Origin of the sequence: Streptomyces sp. NPDC019443 (assembly GCF_044389785.1) — a bacterium.
GTDB lineage: Bacteria > Actinomycetota > Actinomycetes > Streptomycetales > Streptomycetaceae > Streptomyces.
The window spans coordinates 204,821-220,496 of record NZ_JBIRYJ010000002.1; the positions used below are offsets into that span (position 1 = coordinate 204,821).

At 70.5% G+C, this 15,676-nt stretch carries 14 protein-coding genes; 10 read left to right on the plus strand and 4 right to left on the minus strand.

Features of this window, described 5'->3' with window-relative positions; translation table 11 throughout:
* Positions 1 to 6 precede the first annotated feature (6 nt).
* From ACH492_RS07090 to ACH492_RS07100, 3 genes are all read left to right on the plus strand, one after another.
* Complete coding sequence (locus tag ACH492_RS07090; protein ID WP_398983679.1) at positions 7 to 981, plus strand: ABC transporter ATP-binding protein; 975 nt, start codon at positions 7 to 9, stop codon at positions 979 to 981.
* A complete protein-coding gene (locus tag ACH492_RS07095; protein ID WP_398983681.1) occupies positions 974 to 2,032 on the plus strand; it encodes an ABC transporter ATP-binding protein in 1,059 nt (352 codons plus the stop codon). Before ACH492_RS07090 ends, ACH492_RS07095 begins: the two co-directional genes overlap by 8 nt.
* Before the next feature lie 270 nt (positions 2,033 to 2,302).
* On the plus strand, positions 2,303 to 3,346 hold the full coding sequence (locus tag ACH492_RS07100) for a hypothetical protein (protein ID WP_398983683.1): 1,044 nt from the start codon (positions 2,303 to 2,305) through the stop codon (positions 3,344 to 3,346).
* Between the two features lie 259 nt (positions 3,347 to 3,605).
* Here the strand turns inward: ACH492_RS07100 and ACH492_RS07105 are convergent, their stop codons facing one another.
* Complete coding sequence (locus ACH492_RS07105; RefSeq protein ID WP_398983685.1) at positions 3,606 to 5,741, minus strand: alpha/beta fold hydrolase; 2,136 nt, start codon at positions 5,739 to 5,741, stop codon at positions 3,606 to 3,608.
* 156 nt (positions 5,742 to 5,897) lie between these two features.
* Here ACH492_RS07105 and ACH492_RS07110 point away from each other — a divergent pair, with 156 nt between their 5' ends.
* The 4 genes from ACH492_RS07110 (at position 5,898) to ACH492_RS07125 (ending at position 9,934) form a co-directional block, all read left to right on the plus strand.
* Positions 5,898 to 6,092: a hypothetical protein gene (locus ACH492_RS07110; RefSeq protein WP_307661316.1), complete on the plus strand. Its 195-nt coding sequence runs from the start codon at positions 5,898 to 5,900 to the stop codon at positions 6,090 to 6,092.
* A gap of 31 nt (positions 6,093 to 6,123) precedes the next feature.
* A complete protein-coding gene (mshB, locus tag ACH492_RS07115; protein ID WP_398983687.1) occupies positions 6,124 to 7,014 on the plus strand; it encodes an N-acetyl-1-D-myo-inositol-2-amino-2-deoxy-alpha-D-glucopyranoside deacetylase in 891 nt (296 codons plus the stop codon).
* A 31-nt stretch (positions 7,015 to 7,045) separates the two neighbouring features.
* On the plus strand, positions 7,046 to 7,456 hold the full coding sequence (locus ACH492_RS07120; protein WP_398983689.1) for a DUF6113 family protein: 411 nt from the start codon (positions 7,046 to 7,048) through the stop codon (positions 7,454 to 7,456).
* A 234-nt stretch (positions 7,457 to 7,690) separates the two neighbouring features.
* On the plus strand, positions 7,691 to 9,934 hold the full coding sequence (locus tag ACH492_RS07125; RefSeq protein ID WP_398983691.1) for a hypothetical protein: 2,244 nt from the start codon (positions 7,691 to 7,693) through the stop codon (positions 9,932 to 9,934).
* A 133-nt stretch (positions 9,935 to 10,067) separates the two neighbouring features.
* Here the strand turns inward: ACH492_RS07125 and ACH492_RS07130 are convergent, their stop codons facing one another.
* Positions 10,068 to 10,352 (minus strand): hypothetical protein, encoded by a 285-nt coding sequence (locus ACH492_RS07130; RefSeq protein WP_398983693.1) that lies wholly within the window; start codon positions 10,350 to 10,352, stop codon positions 10,068 to 10,070.
* A 172-nt stretch (positions 10,353 to 10,524) separates the two neighbouring features.
* Between ACH492_RS07130 and recQ the strand changes: the two genes are divergently transcribed.
* The gene (gene recQ / locus ACH492_RS07135) at positions 10,525 to 12,387 is read left to right on the plus strand and encodes a DNA helicase RecQ (protein WP_398983695.1); all 1,863 of its coding nucleotides are present in this window, start codon (positions 10,525 to 10,527) and stop codon (positions 12,385 to 12,387) included.
* 226 nt (positions 12,388 to 12,613) lie between these two features.
* A complete protein-coding gene (locus ACH492_RS07140; RefSeq protein ID WP_398983697.1) occupies positions 12,614 to 13,102 on the plus strand; it encodes a hypothetical protein in 489 nt (162 codons plus the stop codon).
* A 183-nt stretch (positions 13,103 to 13,285) separates the two neighbouring features.
* Here the strand turns inward: ACH492_RS07140 and ACH492_RS07145 are convergent, their stop codons facing one another.
* Both ACH492_RS07145 and ACH492_RS07150 read right to left on the minus strand, forming a co-directional pair.
* Entirely contained in the window at positions 13,286 to 14,140 is an 855-nt protein-coding gene (locus ACH492_RS07145) for a tetratricopeptide repeat protein (RefSeq protein ID WP_398983699.1), read from the minus strand.
* Between the two features lie 17 nt (positions 14,141 to 14,157).
* Positions 14,158 to 15,156 carry a GNAT family N-acetyltransferase gene (locus ACH492_RS07150; protein ID WP_398983701.1) on the minus strand — a complete coding sequence of 333 codons (999 nt, stop codon included), beginning with the start codon at positions 15,154 to 15,156 and terminating at the stop codon, positions 14,158 to 14,160.
* A 114-nt stretch (positions 15,157 to 15,270) separates the two neighbouring features.
* Between ACH492_RS07150 and fdxA the strand changes: the two genes are divergently transcribed.
* Complete coding sequence (gene fdxA / locus ACH492_RS07155; protein WP_018089397.1) at positions 15,271 to 15,591, plus strand: ferredoxin; 321 nt, start codon at positions 15,271 to 15,273, stop codon at positions 15,589 to 15,591.
* The last annotated feature ends 85 nt before the right edge of the window (positions 15,592 to 15,676 follow it).

Sequence of the window (15,676 nt, forward strand, 5' to 3'; positions counted from 1 at the left end):
CCCGCCATGTTGCTCGAAGTGCGCGATCTGCACGTGGAGTTCCTTACGAGGGACGGGGTGGCCAAGGCCGTCAACGGTGTCAGCTACACGGTGGACGAGGGCGAGACGCTCGCCGTCCTGGGCGAGTCCGGCTCCGGCAAGTCCGTCACGGCGCAGGCGGTCATGGGCATCCTGGACACGCCCCCGGGGAAGATCGCCGGCGGCGAGGTGCTCTTCCGGGGGCAGGATCTGCTGAAGCTCAAGGAGGACGAGCGACGGAAGATCCGTGGGGCCGGGATGGCCATGATCTTCCAGGACGCGCTCTCGTCCCTGAACCCGGTGCTGAGCGTGGGCGACCAGCTCGGCGAGATGTTTGTCGTCCACCGCAAGATGTCGCGGAAGGACGCGCGCGCCAAGGCCGTCGAGCTGATGGAGCGGGTGGGCATCCCGGCGGCGAAGGAGCGGGTGGGGCAGTATCCGCACCAGTTCAGCGGCGGTATGCGCCAGCGCATCATGATCGCCATGGCGCTCGCCCTGGAGCCCTCGCTGATCATCGCGGACGAGCCGACGACCGCGCTGGACGTCACCGTCCAGGCCCAGGTGATGGATCTGCTGGCCAAGCTCCGGAGCGAGCTGAACATGGGGCTGATCCTGATCACCCACGACCTCGGTGTGGTCGCCGACGTCGCGGACAGGATCGCGGTGATGTACGCGGGGCGGATCGTCGAGACGGCCCCGGTTCACGACATCTACAAGGCCCCGGCGCATCCGTACACCAAGGGGCTGCTCGAATCGATCCCGCGCCTGGACCAGAAGGGCCAGGAGCTGTACGCGATCAAGGGCCTGCCGCCGAACCTGATGAACATCCCGCCCGGCTGCGCCTTCAACCCGCGCTGCCCGCTGGCTCGGGACGTGTGCCGGACCGACGTGCCGCCGCTGTACGAGGTGTCGCAGGACCGCAGGAGCGCGTGCCACTTCTGGCAGGAGGCGCTCAATGGCTGAGCAGGCCGGGCAGGCTGAGGCGATTTTGGAAGTGCGCGACCTGTACAAGCACTATCCGCTCACCCGGGGCATTCTCTTCAAGAAGCAGGTCGGCTTGGTGAAGGCGGTCGACGGCGTCGACCTCGACCTGGCGGCGGGCGAGACGCTCGGCATCGTGGGGGAGTCGGGCTGTGGCAAGTCCACCCTCGCCAAGCTGCTGGTCCATCTGGAGCGGCCGACGGCCGGGGTGATCCGGTACAAGGGCGACGACATCACCAAGCTGTCGGGGCGTGCGCTCAAAGCCGTGCGCCGGAACATCCAGATTGTGTTCCAGGACCCGTATACGTCCTTGAACCCACGGATGACGGTCGGCGACATCATCGGTGAGCCGTACGAGATCCACCCGGAGGTGGCACCGAAGGGCTCGCGCCGGAAGAAGGTCCAGGACCTGCTGGATGTGGTGGGGCTCAACCCGGAGTACATCAACCGCTATCCGCACCAGTTCAGCGGAGGCCAGCGGCAGCGCATCGGCATCGCGCGCGGGCTCGCCCTCCGGCCGGAGATCATCATCTGCGACGAGCCGGTTTCGGCGCTCGACGTCTCTGTCCAGGCGCAGGTGATCAATCTGCTGGACAAGCTGCAGAGCGAGTTCAGCCTGAGCTATGTGTTCATCGCACACGACCTGTCGATCGTGCGGCACATCTCCGACCGGGTCGGCGTGATGTACCTGGGCCGGATCGTGGAGATCGGCAAGGACGAGGAGATCTACGACCACCCGACGCATCCGTACACCCAGGCACTGCTGTCGGCGGTCCCGGTGCCGGACCCGGAGGCCCGTGAACGCCGCGAACGGATCATCCTGCGCGGTGATGTCCCGTCGCCCGCGAACATCCCGTCGGGATGCCGGTTCCGCACGCGGTGCTGGAAGGCGCAGGAGCGCTGCGAACTGGAGGTGCCGCTGCTGGCGGTGCCGGCGGAGTTCCGGCTGCAGGAAGGGCCCGCGCAGCATCCGTCGGCGTGCCACTTCGCGGAGGAGAAACGCGTGGTCCCGTCGGAACCCGAGGCGGAGTGATGTCTCTCTCCGCGCCCCCGCCGTTCATGACCCTGGATTCATCACGCAGCCCGCATCGGGGCATGCAAAATCAAACAAATAACCATCAATTTCGTTAACACGCAGGCAACTTGACCGTCGCAACTCCGATATACGAACGCGCCACGCTGGACAGCGTACGGCCGTGCGGGTGCCGTAGACCGGCTGGGGCTCGCCATGTGGCCCCGGCCGGTCGCCCACCCGGTGCAGGGGCCCTTGTTCAACGGTGCACAGCGATGCAACATCGCACCTGTGACTCTTACCCGGGGGGCTCGGATCACTGGAGCGGTGCTGTGCGCCGCGCTTGCTCTCATCGTGGGCGGCTGGATCGGCCGGGATCTCACCACCGTGGACGACCCGCTCGATCTCTGGCGGTACTGGACCGGGAACGGCAGCGCAGGGGCCTCGGACCCGCTGACGACGTCCCTGGAGGACCTGCTGCTCTTGGCGGTGTACGTCACCGTGGTCGTCGCTGCCCTGCGCTCGGCCGTCGCGGCCGCCGCGCTGGTGGCCGTCGGAGTGATCACCCTCGCCCTGCGGCTGCCTGGCCTGTGGGTCCTCAGCACCTCCTGGATGGGCCTGCGGGCCACCGACGAACTGCGCACCCGGGCGCTGTACTGCGCCTTCGCGGCCCTCGGGCTCGGCCTCGGGCTGATGATCACGGCCGCCGCGGGCCGCCGTGCGCCCGGCGGCTACGACCCGTACGTCACGCACGACGCCCACCCCGCCCATGAGTTGACGCCGACCCGGCCCACCCAGGGCGTGTCCGTGCTCGCCTTTCTGCTGCTGGGCGCGTCGGCAGGGATCCTGGCGGCCTGGGAGGTCTACACGGCGACGGAGATCGGCGGCTCGCGCTATCTCGACCGGTTCACCGGCAGCGAGACGGTCCTGCTGCCGCTGCTCGGTACCCCGCCCGGCTGGCTGGTCGCGGTGATCGTCGTGCTCGCACTGGTGGCAGCGTTCGGCGCGCTCTTCCACGCGGTCTTCTCACGGCCGCTGGGGTTGGTGGTGGCGGTGTTCCTGCTGGGTACGGGCGGGCGGGGCGTCGACATCGCGGTCCGGAACGAACTCGTCTCCCGGCTCGGCGATCTGCCGATCCGCGATCAACTGCTGGTCCTGTCCTGGCTGTTCGAGCTGGCGGCGGGGGTGGTGCTGATGATGGCGCTGGCCCGGCGGGGCGAGAGGGACGAGGTGTCGGGGGGTGCGCCGGTGTGGCAGCAGCCGCGGGCCGGCTATGGCTATCCGCAGAGCGGCGGGGGGCCGCCGCCGCCGACGTCGCCGCCGCCGGGTTGGTGACGGGGCTGCTTTTCCCCTACCCTCCCCCTACGCCCTGGCGGGCGTGGGGGGACCCCCACTTCCCGACCTGGGGGCAAGCCCCCAGACCCCGGTACTCCCCCTACGGGCTTGATTTCCGCCGGTCCGGCCGAAACTAGCGGCCGCCCGGGCAAATCCAGCCCCGTGGGGGTCCCCCCGGACGAAGTCTGGGGGAGTTTGAGGCGCGGGGTCCGGGACGGAGCCCCGGCCGGGCGGACCCGGTCACCCCCCCGCACCCCCGCTACCGCCTCGCCAACGACCGCTTCAAGAAGTCCACCTGAAGCAGCAGCAGATTCTCCGCGATCTGCTCCTGCGGCGTCATATGCGTCACCCCACTCAGCGGCAGCACCTCATGCGCTCGCCCCGCCGCCAGCAGCGCCGACGAGAGCCGCAACGTATGTGCCATCACCACATTGTCGTCCGCCAGACCATGGATGATCATCAGCGGCCTGGCCGGATTCTCCGGCGTCGTCAACCCGTCCTCCGTGACAAGCGAGTTGGCCGCGTACACCTCGGGCCGCCCAGCCGGATCGCCCAGATAGCGCTCCGTGTAATGCGTGTCGTACAGCCGGAGATCCGACACCGGCGCGCCCGCGACCGCCGCATGGAACACGTCCGGGCGGCGCAGCACCGCCATCGCCGCCAGATAACCGCCGTACGACCAGCCGCGGATCGCCACCCGGTCGAGGTCCAGCGGGAACGCTCCCGCCAGTGCGTGCAGCGCCTCGATCTGGTCGTCGAGGGTGAGCGGGAAGTTGTCCTTGATCGCCTTCTCCCAGCCGGGGGAGCGGCCGGGCGCGCCCCGGCCGTCCGCCACGATCACCGCGAAACCCTGGTCGGCGAACCACTGCGAGGTGAGGTATGGATTCTGCGCGGCGAAGACACGCTGGCCGTGCGGGCCCCCATAGGGATCCATCAGCACCGGCAGCGGACCGTCCGACTCCTGGTAGCCCTCGGGAAGCAGCACGCCGCACGGAATCCGCAGCCTTCCCGCCTCGCAGAGCCGCACCCGGGCAGTCAGCACCGGCTGCTCCGCGTACGAGGCGACGGTCGCGACCGGCTTGCCTTCCCGCAGCACCTGCACGGACGCGCCGCTCACCTCCGTACGCGACGAGGCAAGCACCGTCACCGGGCCGGAGCGTACGGCCGAGTGCACCCCGGGGCCCTCCGAGATGCGCTCGATCCCCAGCTCGTTGACCCGGTACACATGGATCTCGCCGACCTCCGGATCAGTGGCCTCCTCGCCCGCCGCCGCGGACACCAGCACATCGTTCTCGCCGATGTCCAGCACCGCCCGCAGCTGCAACTGGGCCCCGGTCAGCGCCCGGTCGCCCACCGCGAGCACCCGCGCGCCGCCCTCGTCCGCGATCCGCACAAGTCGCCCGTCCGGCGCCCAGGCCGGCACCCCGGGGAACAGATCAAGCCACACCGGATCCTCGTCGACATGCACCGTCCGGGTCACGCCCGTCTCCGGATCAACCGCCAGATATAGCTGCGTGCGCTGGTCACGAGCCTGTACGAGCAGCAGCGGGGCGCCCGCCGCCGACCAGTGCACCCGGGCCAGATACGGATACCGGGACCGGTCCCAGCCCACTTCCGTACGCTCCCCGTCCAGCGTGACCAGATACAGCCGGACCTCCGCGTTGGGCGTCCCGGCCGACGGATAGGCGACCTGCTCCGGCTCCCGGTCCGGATGCGCGGGATCGGAGATCCACCAGCGCCGCACCTCCCGCTCGTCGACCCGGGCGACCAGCAGCCGGTCCGACTCGGGCGACCACCAGAAGCCGCGCGAGCGGTCCATCTCCTCGGCCGCGATGAACTCCGCGAGTCCGTACGTGGTGTGCTCGTCCTCCGGCTCGGCCAGCGCCCGGTCCTGCTCGCCCTCCGCACCGGCCACCCGAAGCGCGCCCCGCGCCACATACGCGATGTGCCGGCCGTCTGGGGACGGCCGCGGGTCGATCACCGGGCCGGGCACGGGCAGTTCGCGCGCGGTCCCGGCCCGCAGCTCCGCGGCGTACAGCCGCCCTGAGAGCGTGAACGCCGCCAACTCGACCGCCTGGTCCACCGCATAGCCGACGATGCCCGCAGACCCCTCACGGCTGCGTTCCCGCCGGGCCCGCTCCTGCGCGGACAGCTTCTCCTCCGCCCCGCCCAGCAGCGCGTCCGGATCCGCGGCCAGCCGCTCCTGCGGCCGGCGTGCGTCGCCGTCGAGATCGAGCACCCAGAGCCGGCCCGCCCGGTCGGTCCCCGAGGCCGACCTGAGGAACACCACCCGGGATCCGTCCGGCGACACCGTGAAGGCGCGCGGGGCGCCGAGAGTGAAGCGCTGGGTCCTGGCGTACTGACGCGGGAAGGAGAGCTGCAGCCTCGTGGTCATGCGACCGAACCTAGCGTTCGTGCGCCCCCGTGTGCTGCCGTGCACCGATCGATGCGTTCGTACGGATAGTTATGATCCGTAGCGCAAGGTGGGTATGACCCCCCTGGCACATGCAACCTGCCCGTCCCGACCGAATATCTGTGGAGGTGAACCGCCGTGGCACTCTCGATTTCGGCGGTGGTGCTGCTGGCGATCGTCGTCTTCCTGCTGGTCCGGAAGTCCGGGCTGAAAGGTGGGCATGCGGCGGTCTGCGTGTTGCTCGGGTTCTATCTCGCAAGCTCGTCCATCGCCCCCACCATCACCGAACTGACCACCAATGTGGCCGGGATGATCGGGGGCATCAAGTTCTAGCGCGGCGGGTCCGGCCTCGTAGGCTGTCCGCATGAAGGATCTTCCCGCCCGTCGTCTGCTCCTGGTGCACGCGCACCCGGACGACGAGTCGATCAACAACGGCGCGACGATGGCCCTGTACGCGGCCGCCGGCGCCCAGGTCACGCTGGTGACCTGCACCCTCGGGGAGGAGGGCGAGGTCATTCCGCCGGATCTCGCCCACCTCGCGTCCGACCGGGAGGACCGTCTCGGGCCCCATCGCGCCGGAGAACTGGCCGCCGCGATGAAGGAGCTGGGCGTCACCGATCACCGCTTCCTCGGCGGCCCGGGCCGGTTCCGGGACTCCGGGATGATGGGCGTCCCGCAGAACCGCCGCGCGGGTGCGTTCTGGAACACCGACGTGGACGCCGCCGCCCCGTACCTCGTCGAGATCATCCGTTCCGTACGTCCCCAGGTGCTCGTCACGTACGACCCGGACGGCGGCTACGGACATCCCGACCACATCCAGGCCCACCGGATCGCGATGCGCGCCGCCGAGCTGGCCGCGGAGCGCGCCTTCCGGCGCGACCTGGGCGACCCGCACACCATCGCCAAGATCTACTGGAACCGGGTGCCGCACTCGGTGGCCGAGGAGGGCTTCGCCCGGCTGCGCGCCGCGGGCGGAGTGAACTTCCCGGGCATCGCCGAGATCGACGACATTCCGGGCGTCGTGGACGACTCCGAGATCACCACGGAGATCGACGGCACTGCGTACGCGCAGCGGAAGACGGCGGCGATGCGCGCCCATGACACCCAAATCGCCGTGGACGGCCCCTTCTTCGCACTTTCGAACTATCTGGGGCAGCCGATCTTCGCGACGGAGTACTACCAGTTGGTGCGGGGCGAGCCGGGCGCGCCGCCCGGAGAGCGTGAGCACGACCTCTTCACAGGAGTTGCACCATGAGCGGGAGTTGCGGGATTTCAGGAGTTGCGGCATGAGCGGACACGACGTACCCGGCTCCTGGCTCACCCAGTCGCCGAAGCCCGGCAGGATCGCCGCCTACCTCGGTCTCGCCGTGCTCGGCGCGCTCGTCGGCATCGCGGGCTCCCTGGTCCAAGGCGCCTGGTTCCCGGGCGGGTTGGTGCTCGCGCTGCTCGCCGCGGTGGGGCTGTTCTACGGCTCCCTGCGGGCGACCGAGACGCAGCTCGGGGTCGTCGCGCCCGCCGTCGGCTGGCTGGTGGCGATCGTGCTGCTGAGCATCGGACGCCCCGAGGGCGACGGGGCGTTCTCCGCCGGGATCGGGCCGCTGGTCTACATGCTTGGCGGGATGGCGGTGGCTGTGATGTGCGCCACCATGTCGCGGCCTGCGCAACCGGGCGGCGGGCCCGGCCGACTTGGCAAGTAGGGGGCTGTGGGACCCGCTGGTAGGCAGCAGATGGGGCGGGCCCTATGGTGGGTCGCCCCTAGGGGTGGGAAGCCACTGAACTGACCATGCCCGTACGGTCGGCGGAATGTCGCTTCCCACAGTCCCGGGGCGTCTGTCTTCGGCGGCCAGTATGGTGGTGCGCGCCGCCGAGCCGCCCGCAGCAGTAGCTATCCAGTAAGAAACGGGCGGCGAAGCCAACCGGGAGAACCTGCTTTGAGTCGTGAAACTGACAGTTCGTCCTCCGGCCCCCAGGGGCGCGGTGGAGCCGCGTACCCCTCGGGAACACCGCCGTACGGATCCCGCCAGTATCCGTCGCTGCATCCCACGCAGGACGCTCCGGACGAGGACGGCGCGGCTCCCGAGCCGCAGCCGGACGAGCCCAGGACCGAGACCACGCTGACCACCCGCATCCGGATCAACATCCCGGGTTCGCGGCCGATCCCGCCGGTCGTCATGCGTACGCCGATGAGTGAGGCGGACGCCTCCGCGGCTTCGTCGGGCGGCACCCTGGGCGGGTCTTCGGGCGGACGGGACAGCGAGCGTACGGGCAGCACTCCGCGGCCGGACGTTGCGCAGGACGCCGCGGCGGCGGAGCCGCAGGCGGAGGAGAAGCCGCCGACGAGCGACTGGTTCGCGCCGCGCAAGTCGTCCGGCACGAATTCCGGCACGAATGGGGCGGGTCTGTCGGCTTCGGCCGCGCCTGCCGGTCCTTCCGCACCGGCGCCGGCTTCGGGTCCGGGTCAGGGGGCCGCGAACGGCGGCGCTCCCGGGGCCGGTCATCCGTACTTCTCGGACAGTCCGCAGTCCGGCCCTGCTCAGGGCGGACCCGGTGCGCCCCGCTCCGGTAGCTCGCTGAGCGACCTGGCGGCGAACGCAGACAGCCCGGCATCCGGTACGAACGGATTCGCTCCCGGGAACGAAACGCCTCCGCTGGGTGCACGGCCGCCCGCCGGGCCGACGGCGGGCCCGTCGACCGGCAGCATGCCGATCCGCCCGCGTCCGGCCGCCCAGGGCGGTCCGGGTGGTCCCGGTGCGCCTGGGCACGGCCCCGGCGGACCCGCCGGTCCCGGACAGGGTCCCGCGGCTCCGGGCATCGGCGGTCCCGGTGCTCCCGGTGTTCCTGGTCAGGGGCCCGGTTCCGGCGTGCCCCGGATGTCCGACGACACCGCCGTGCTGACCCCGCAGAAGCCCGCTGGTCCGGCGCCCGATCCCACCGCCGGCCATGTCTCCGGTGACACGCTCACCAGCGGCATCCCCGTCGTACCCCCGGAGCACCGCGCGCCTTCGCCCTTCCCGCCGCTCGGCGCTCCGCAGCACGGCCCCGGCACCGGACCGAACCCCCTCTTGCAGTTCCCCGGCCCGCAGGACGAGGGCGACTTCTCCGCACCGGAGTTCCCTGGCGGCCCGGGCGGTGGCCCCGGCGGCCCCGTGGTGCCGGCCCCGCGCCCCGCCGCGGCCAGGCCCGCCCCCGCCCCCGCCCCCACGCCCGCGCCCCGCCCCGCGCCCGCAAAGAAGGGCCGCTCCAAGCTGGTGCTCGCCGGCGCCGGAGTGGTCGGCCTGCTCGGCATCGCGTACGGCGCGGGACTGCTGATGAACCACTCCGACGTACCGAAGAGCACAACGGTTCTCGGCGTCGACATCGGCGGCGGCACCAAGGAGGACGCGGTCGGCAAGCTCGACGCCGCCCTCGGCAAGCGCGCCGCCAAGCCCCTTCAGCTCACGGTCGGCGGCAAGAAGGAGCAGCTCGCCCCGGACAAGGCCGGACTCTCCCTGGACAGCCAGGAGACCGTCCGCAAGGCCGCGGGCAGCGACTACAACCCCGTCTCGGTGATCGGCTCCCTCTTCGGTGCCGAGCGCGTCTCCGAACCGGTGATCCTGGTCGACGAGGAGAAGCTGGGCGTCGCGCTCACCGACCTCGCGGGCGTCTCGGGATCGGCCACCGAGGGCACGATCAGGTTCGAGCCCGGCAAGGCCGTCGCCATACCGGGCAAGGCGGGCCAGGCACTGGACGTCGGCCGCTCCATGATCTCGGTCAAGGACGCCTACCGCGCCCAGGTCGAGACCGGTCGGCCGAACATCGTCGAACTGCCCGTCGCCACCCGCGAGCCGACTGTCAGCCAGACCGAGCTCGACCGGGCGATGAAGGAGTTCGCGGAGCCCGCGATGTCCGACCTTGTCACGATCAAGGCAGGCGGCAAGCAGATCCAGTTCGGCCCGGCCAAGTCGCTGCCGAAGATCCTTTCGATGAAGGCGATCGACGGCAGGCTGGTCGAGGTCTACGACAAGAAGGCGATCGCCGAGCTGCTGGACGGCGTGTTCGAGGGCGTCCTGATCACCAAGGGCGACGGCAAGAAGCACCAGCTCTCCGAGGACGACGTGGCCCAGGCGATGGGGACGGCCCTGCGCGGCAAGACGCCGGCCGAACGCACCGCCACGATCGAGCTCAACCCGAGCTAGCGGCCGCGTCGTCGCTGAATCAGAGCCCCTGCCCGGTCTCGAGCGGGGGCTCTGCCACATCCCGTGCGGCCTGCGCGCCCGCCCGCACGTTCGCGGTACGGCCGTCCGCCGGGCAGGCGTCAGGCGGCGCCGCTCACGCCGGGGCCACGAAGCGCCGGTGAAGGGGGAAGAACCGGGGCTCGGGCTCACCGGTGATGCCGGTTTCCACAACCGCGGGGGCGAGCCGCTCCGCGAAGAAGCGCTCGAAGTCGTCTTGTGAGTTCCACACGTCGATCACGCGCAGAATGCCGGGCTCGAACCAGGCCACATGCAGGACGGCGCCGTCCGGCGCCTGTTCCTCCCAGCGCACCGCGGTGCGCACCGTGTCGTACTGCTCGGGCGTGACACCGGACCAGCGCAGTGACAGCACAACAGCCATCGGAAACCCTCACTTCTGTTCGGCTCTGCTCGGCGCCCCTTCGCCAGCAGACCGCCCCGGACCGCAGGCCGCATGTCGTCGTATCATGTCCGACTGTCGCCCGGTTTCTGCGGTTGGCCACGGGTCTGCCCATCGGCCGGACCTCGGCCCGTGATCCTCATAGAATCGCCGGATGAGCGCTACGGACCTCGATACCCTGCCCGAGGCGAGTGACGCGCTGCGGGTGCTGCATCGCGTCTTCGGTTATGGCTCCTTCCGGGGGAGTCAGCAGGAGATCATCGAGCATGTCGTCGCAGGTGGTGACGCGCTCGTGCTCATGCCGACCGGTGGCGGCAAGTCGCTCTGCTACCAGATCCCCGCGCTCGTGCGGAAGGGCGTGGGTGTTGTCGTTTCGCCGCTCATCGCGCTCATGCAGGACCAGGTTGATGCGCTGAGGGCGCTCGGGGTGCGGGCGGGGTTTCTCAACTCCACGCAGGATTTCGACGAGCGGCGGCTCGTGGAGGCCGAGTTTCTGGCCGGGGAGCTGGATCTGCTCTATCTCGCGCCGGAGCGGCTGCGCGTCGAGTCGACAGTGCGGTTGTTGGAGCGCGGCACCATCTCGCTGTTCGCCATCGACGAGGCGCACTGTGTGGCCCAGTGGGGGCACGACTTCCGGCCCGACTACCTTGCTCTGTCCGCGCTGCACGAGCGCTGGCCCGATGTGCCGCGGATCGCGCTGACCGCTACCGCCACCGAGGCCACCCATGCCGAGATCGCGTCCCGGCTGAAGCTGCAGGATGCCCGGCACTTCGTGGCCAGCTTCGACCGGCCGAACATTCAGTACCGGATTGTGTCGAAGGACGACCCGAAGCGGCAGCTGCTTGCGCTCCTGCGTGCCGAGCACGGCGGCGACGCGGGGATTGTCTACTGCCTGTCCCGGGCCTCTGTGGAGAAGACCGCCGAGTTCCTGGTGAAGAACGGGATCGAGGCGCTGCCGTACCACGCTGGGCTCGATGCCCGTACGAGAGCCGGGCATCAGGCGCGCTTTCTGCGGGAGGACGGGCTGGTGATGGTGGCGACCATCGCCTTCGGCATGGGGATCGACAAGCCCGATGTGCGCTTCGTCTGCCATCTCGACCTGCCCAAGTCCGTGGAGGGGTACTACCAGGAGACCGGGCGGGCCGGGCGCGACGGGCTGCCGTCCACGGCCTGGCTGGCGTACGGGCTGCAGGACGTTGTGCAGCAGCGGAAGATGATTGAGGGCTCGGAGGGGGACGAAGCACATCGGCGACGGCTTTCCGCGCACGTCGACGCGATGCTCGCGCTGTGCGAGACGGCCGAATGCCGGCGCGTGCAGCTCCTCGCCTACTTCGGGGAGGAGAGCAGCCCGTGCGGCAACTGCGATACGTGCCTGACGCCCCCGGAGTCCTGGGACGGCACCGTCGCCGCCCAGAAGTTCCTGTCGACCGTCGTCCGGCTCAAGCGCGAACGCGGCCAGAAGTTCGGCGCGGGCCAGGTCACGGACATCCTGCTGGGCCGGAAGACGGCCAAGGTCATCCAGTTCGACCACGATGCGCTGAGTGTCTTCGGTATCGGTACGGAGCTGCGCGAGGCCGAATGGCGTGGTGTCGTACGGCAGTTGCTGGCGCAAGGGCTCATCGCCGTCGAGGGCGACTACGGGACGCTCGTACTCACCGAGACGAGTGGTGAGGTGCTGGGCGGGCGGCGTGCCGTCTCGCTGCGGCGCGAGCCCGAGAAGAAAGCGGCGGCGCGGACGGAGAAGGCGTCCAAGAAGCGAGCCCCCGTCGACCTGCCCGAAGAGGCAATGCCCGTCTTCGAGGCGCTGCGCGCTTGGCGGGCCGCCACCGCGAAAGAGCAGGGCGTGCCCGCGTACGTCGTCTTCCACGACGCGACGCTCCGCGAGATCGCGGTCACCTCCCCATCGACCCTGGCGGAACTCGGCACGGTGAACGGGGTCGGCGAGAACAAGCTGGCGAAGTACGGGCAGCCGATCCTGGACACTCTCGCCGAGGCGACGAACGCCCTGTCCGAGTAGCGGCCCCCTTCCCGGGGGAATCCCGCCGGTCCCGGACCCCAACGGCGGCCGTGGTCATGGCATTGAACTCTGCAAATGCCGTTTGCATCGCGGGCGAGGCGAGGACATCAGCCGGACCGCATCGGTCGACTCCACCCTCAGCTCGGGTCAGGCCCCGGAGCGGCGGGTGCGATCGGTACGCCATGTGCGGTGCGCCCTCAGCAGCTCGGCACGCTGCTCGGGGGCGGTGTCGCGCAAGACCATGCGCAGCGTCAGGAGATCCCGCAGGCCGCGGGCGAGGTCGGCCCTGGCCCGCGACACCGGCCTGACGGACAAGCAGCGTCTCAGGGCCGCCGGCTTCCTGGCCGAACTCGGCGACGAACGCGGCGCGGAGCTGCTCATGCGCCTGGCCCGCAACGCCGACGTGGGGTATCGGCAGCGCGCCGAGGCCGCCGCGTGGCTCGCCGACATCGACCGCCACGCCACCGACACCGCAGCCCGGACGAACGCCACCCGGATGCTGACGGCCTTCGGTGACGAGAGCGGCGCCGACATGCTGATCGCCTTCGCGCAGGACAGCACCTGGCGCAGCTCCTGCCGGCTGCTGGCCGCAGACCTGCTGGCCGAGCTCCCTGACGGGCGCGCCGGCGAGACCTACGCCGCGCTGGCGAGTGATGCCACCCTGAAATGGTGGCATCGCAGGCGGGCTCGCCGTACGGCGGAAGCGACCGGGTAGCGGGCCTCAGGGCGGGGCTATCTGCGGAGCCCCCAGCGCGGCCGCCGTCTTCGGGACGCCTGACCTGCGTCGCATCGTCCGACGTGCCTGTGCGGTTCATGGGGTCCAGGGGGTCCCTCCTGCTGCGCCACCCTCTGATACCCCTGAGAGTCGTGTTTCGGCGCGCGAGTGTGACACCGGGACTCAGTTCAGCATCGCCCGCGCCGCCCGCGCCCGCCCCTTGATCGCGTCCGCCGCGGTCTGGTCCACCGCCGCCACCACATCCGCGTACGCGTCCAGCTCCGCCGCCCCCATCGCGAACTCCCCGCGCTGTACGAGCAGTTGGGCCCGTTCGTAGCGCAGGCGCGCCGGGTGGGAGGGCAGCAGCAGGGACAAGTCGACCGCCCACAGAGCGACGTCCGACTGTTCCGGGCGGGTCGCCGCCCAGGCGCGGATGTTGTTCAGGATGCGCACCACCACGTCGAGCGGATCCGCCGGGCTCAGCATCGACGGGTCCAGCGGCGCGCCCGTGGCACCCGCGACCAGCAGTTCCGCGTCCGGGCCCGTCAGCAGGCGGCCGCCCGCGAAGGGGTCCACGAGGACCTGCTCGTGGGGGTCGCCGAAGCCGACCACGAAGTGGCCCGGCAGGGCGACTCCGTACACCGGCGCTCCCGCGCGGCGTGCCACCTCGATCCAGACCACCGAAAGGAGGATCGGCAGGCCCCGGCGGCGCCGCAGGACCTCGTGGAGCAGGGAGGACTCAAGGCGCTGGTAGTCGCCGGGGGTGCCTCTGAAGTCGCAGCGGCCGCCGAGGAGGTCGGCCAGGGCGGATGCCCACTCGCGGGGGCGGGTCAGACCGAAGGGGAGCAGGCCGGCGAGGCGGTCCAGTTCGATCTGGGCCGCGTCCAGAGCCGCCTCGTCCACGGAGGGGTCCGCCTCCGCGCCTAGGAGCAGGCACAGCATCGCGAGGTCGGGCCGCCCGGAGCGGGCCTCCTCGGCGAACAGCCGCCGCCGGTCGGCAGGTCCGCCGGCGGGTGGGTCGGGGGATTCGTCGTGCATACGCGATTCGTACCCGCTTACGCAGATCGGAAGTGGTGGTATCGGTGGTGGGTCGCGAAGCCCATTCCGTCGTACAGCGCACGCGCACCGTCGTTGTCGGACTCCACCTGCAGCCAGGCCGCCGACGCGCCCTCCTCGAGCGCGCGCCGGGCGAGCGCGGTCATCACCGAGGTCGCGAGGCCCTGGCGCCGGTACGCCGGGTCCACCTCCACCGCCATGAAGCCCGCCCAGCGGCCGTCGACCACACACCGCCCGATCGCCGCAGGTGGACCGCCTATGACTCCGGGTACGGATGCGAACCACACAGAGGGGCCGCTCCCCAATACCTTCAGCACATGTGGCCCGGGCACACCGGACCGCTGGTAGCGCTGTAGCCAAGCCTCGTCGACGGTGCGCGCGAGCCGCGCCCGCTCCACATCCGCGTCCAGGTCGCCGATCGGGGCCAGCGCCCCGATCCGCACCTCCGCCGAGACCTCGCGGCGCCAGCCGCGCGCCTCGAGCTCCGCGCAGAGCTCCTCCTGCGTGCCCGCCGCCCCGGTCGCGGTCTGCACATACGCGGGCAGGCCCCGGTGCTCGTACCACGTACGCACCGTGGCCAGCGCCTCGTCGAGCGGCATCCCCGGGTCTCCGAGCGGCAGCACCGAGTTGGCCCGCCGGGTGAACCCGGACGACGCCCGCAGCTCCCACTCGCCGAGCCGCTCGCTCTCCACCGGCTGCCAGGCGCGTGCGGTCACCCTCGCGAGCTCCAGGAAATCCGCCGCGGGCCCCCGCCGCCGGGCCGGTGCGGCGGGCACCACCTTGCCCGCGACCAGCGACGATTCCGGAATGCGGACGCTCTCACCGGTCCGGCGTGTGATCAGCAGCACACCTTCGTTCCAGGATGTGAGAACTCCGACCGTGTCGGTGAACTTCGCGGGCACCCCGCCGGAGCCGGTCAGGCGCCTGACTGATACACGTTTGCCCACGTCAGCGGGTGTAATGCGGACCTCGAGCCGTCCGCCGCGGGTGAATTCCACAGGTCTGCGAGCCCCTCCTGTTCGGATCGTCGCCAAGAACGGAGATACTAGGGGCGGGCATCGACGACGCCGCGCTCCCGCGCAATGCCAGCCCTACCGAGGAGGAACGACAGCGTGACCTACGTCATCGCGCAGCCTTGTGTCGACGTCAAGGACAAGGCGTGCATCGAGGAGTGCCCCGTCGACTGCATCTACGAGGGCTCCAGGTCCTTGTACATCCACCCGGACGAATGCGTCGACTGTGGTGCTTGTGAGCCGGTCTGCCCGGTTGAGGCGATCTTCTACGAGGACGACACCCCGGAGGAGTGGAAGGACTACTACAAGGCGAATGTCGAGTTCTTCGACGAGCTCGGTTCTCCCGGTGGTGCTTCCAAGCTCGGCCTGATCGAGCGCGACCACCCCTTCATTGCTGCACTGCCGCCACAGAACCAGTAGTTCCCGCAGTAGACGGCCTGCAGCAGTGCCGCTCCCGGTCCCGTACGGTTCGTCGTCCGTACGGGACCGAGGCCTTTGCCTGACG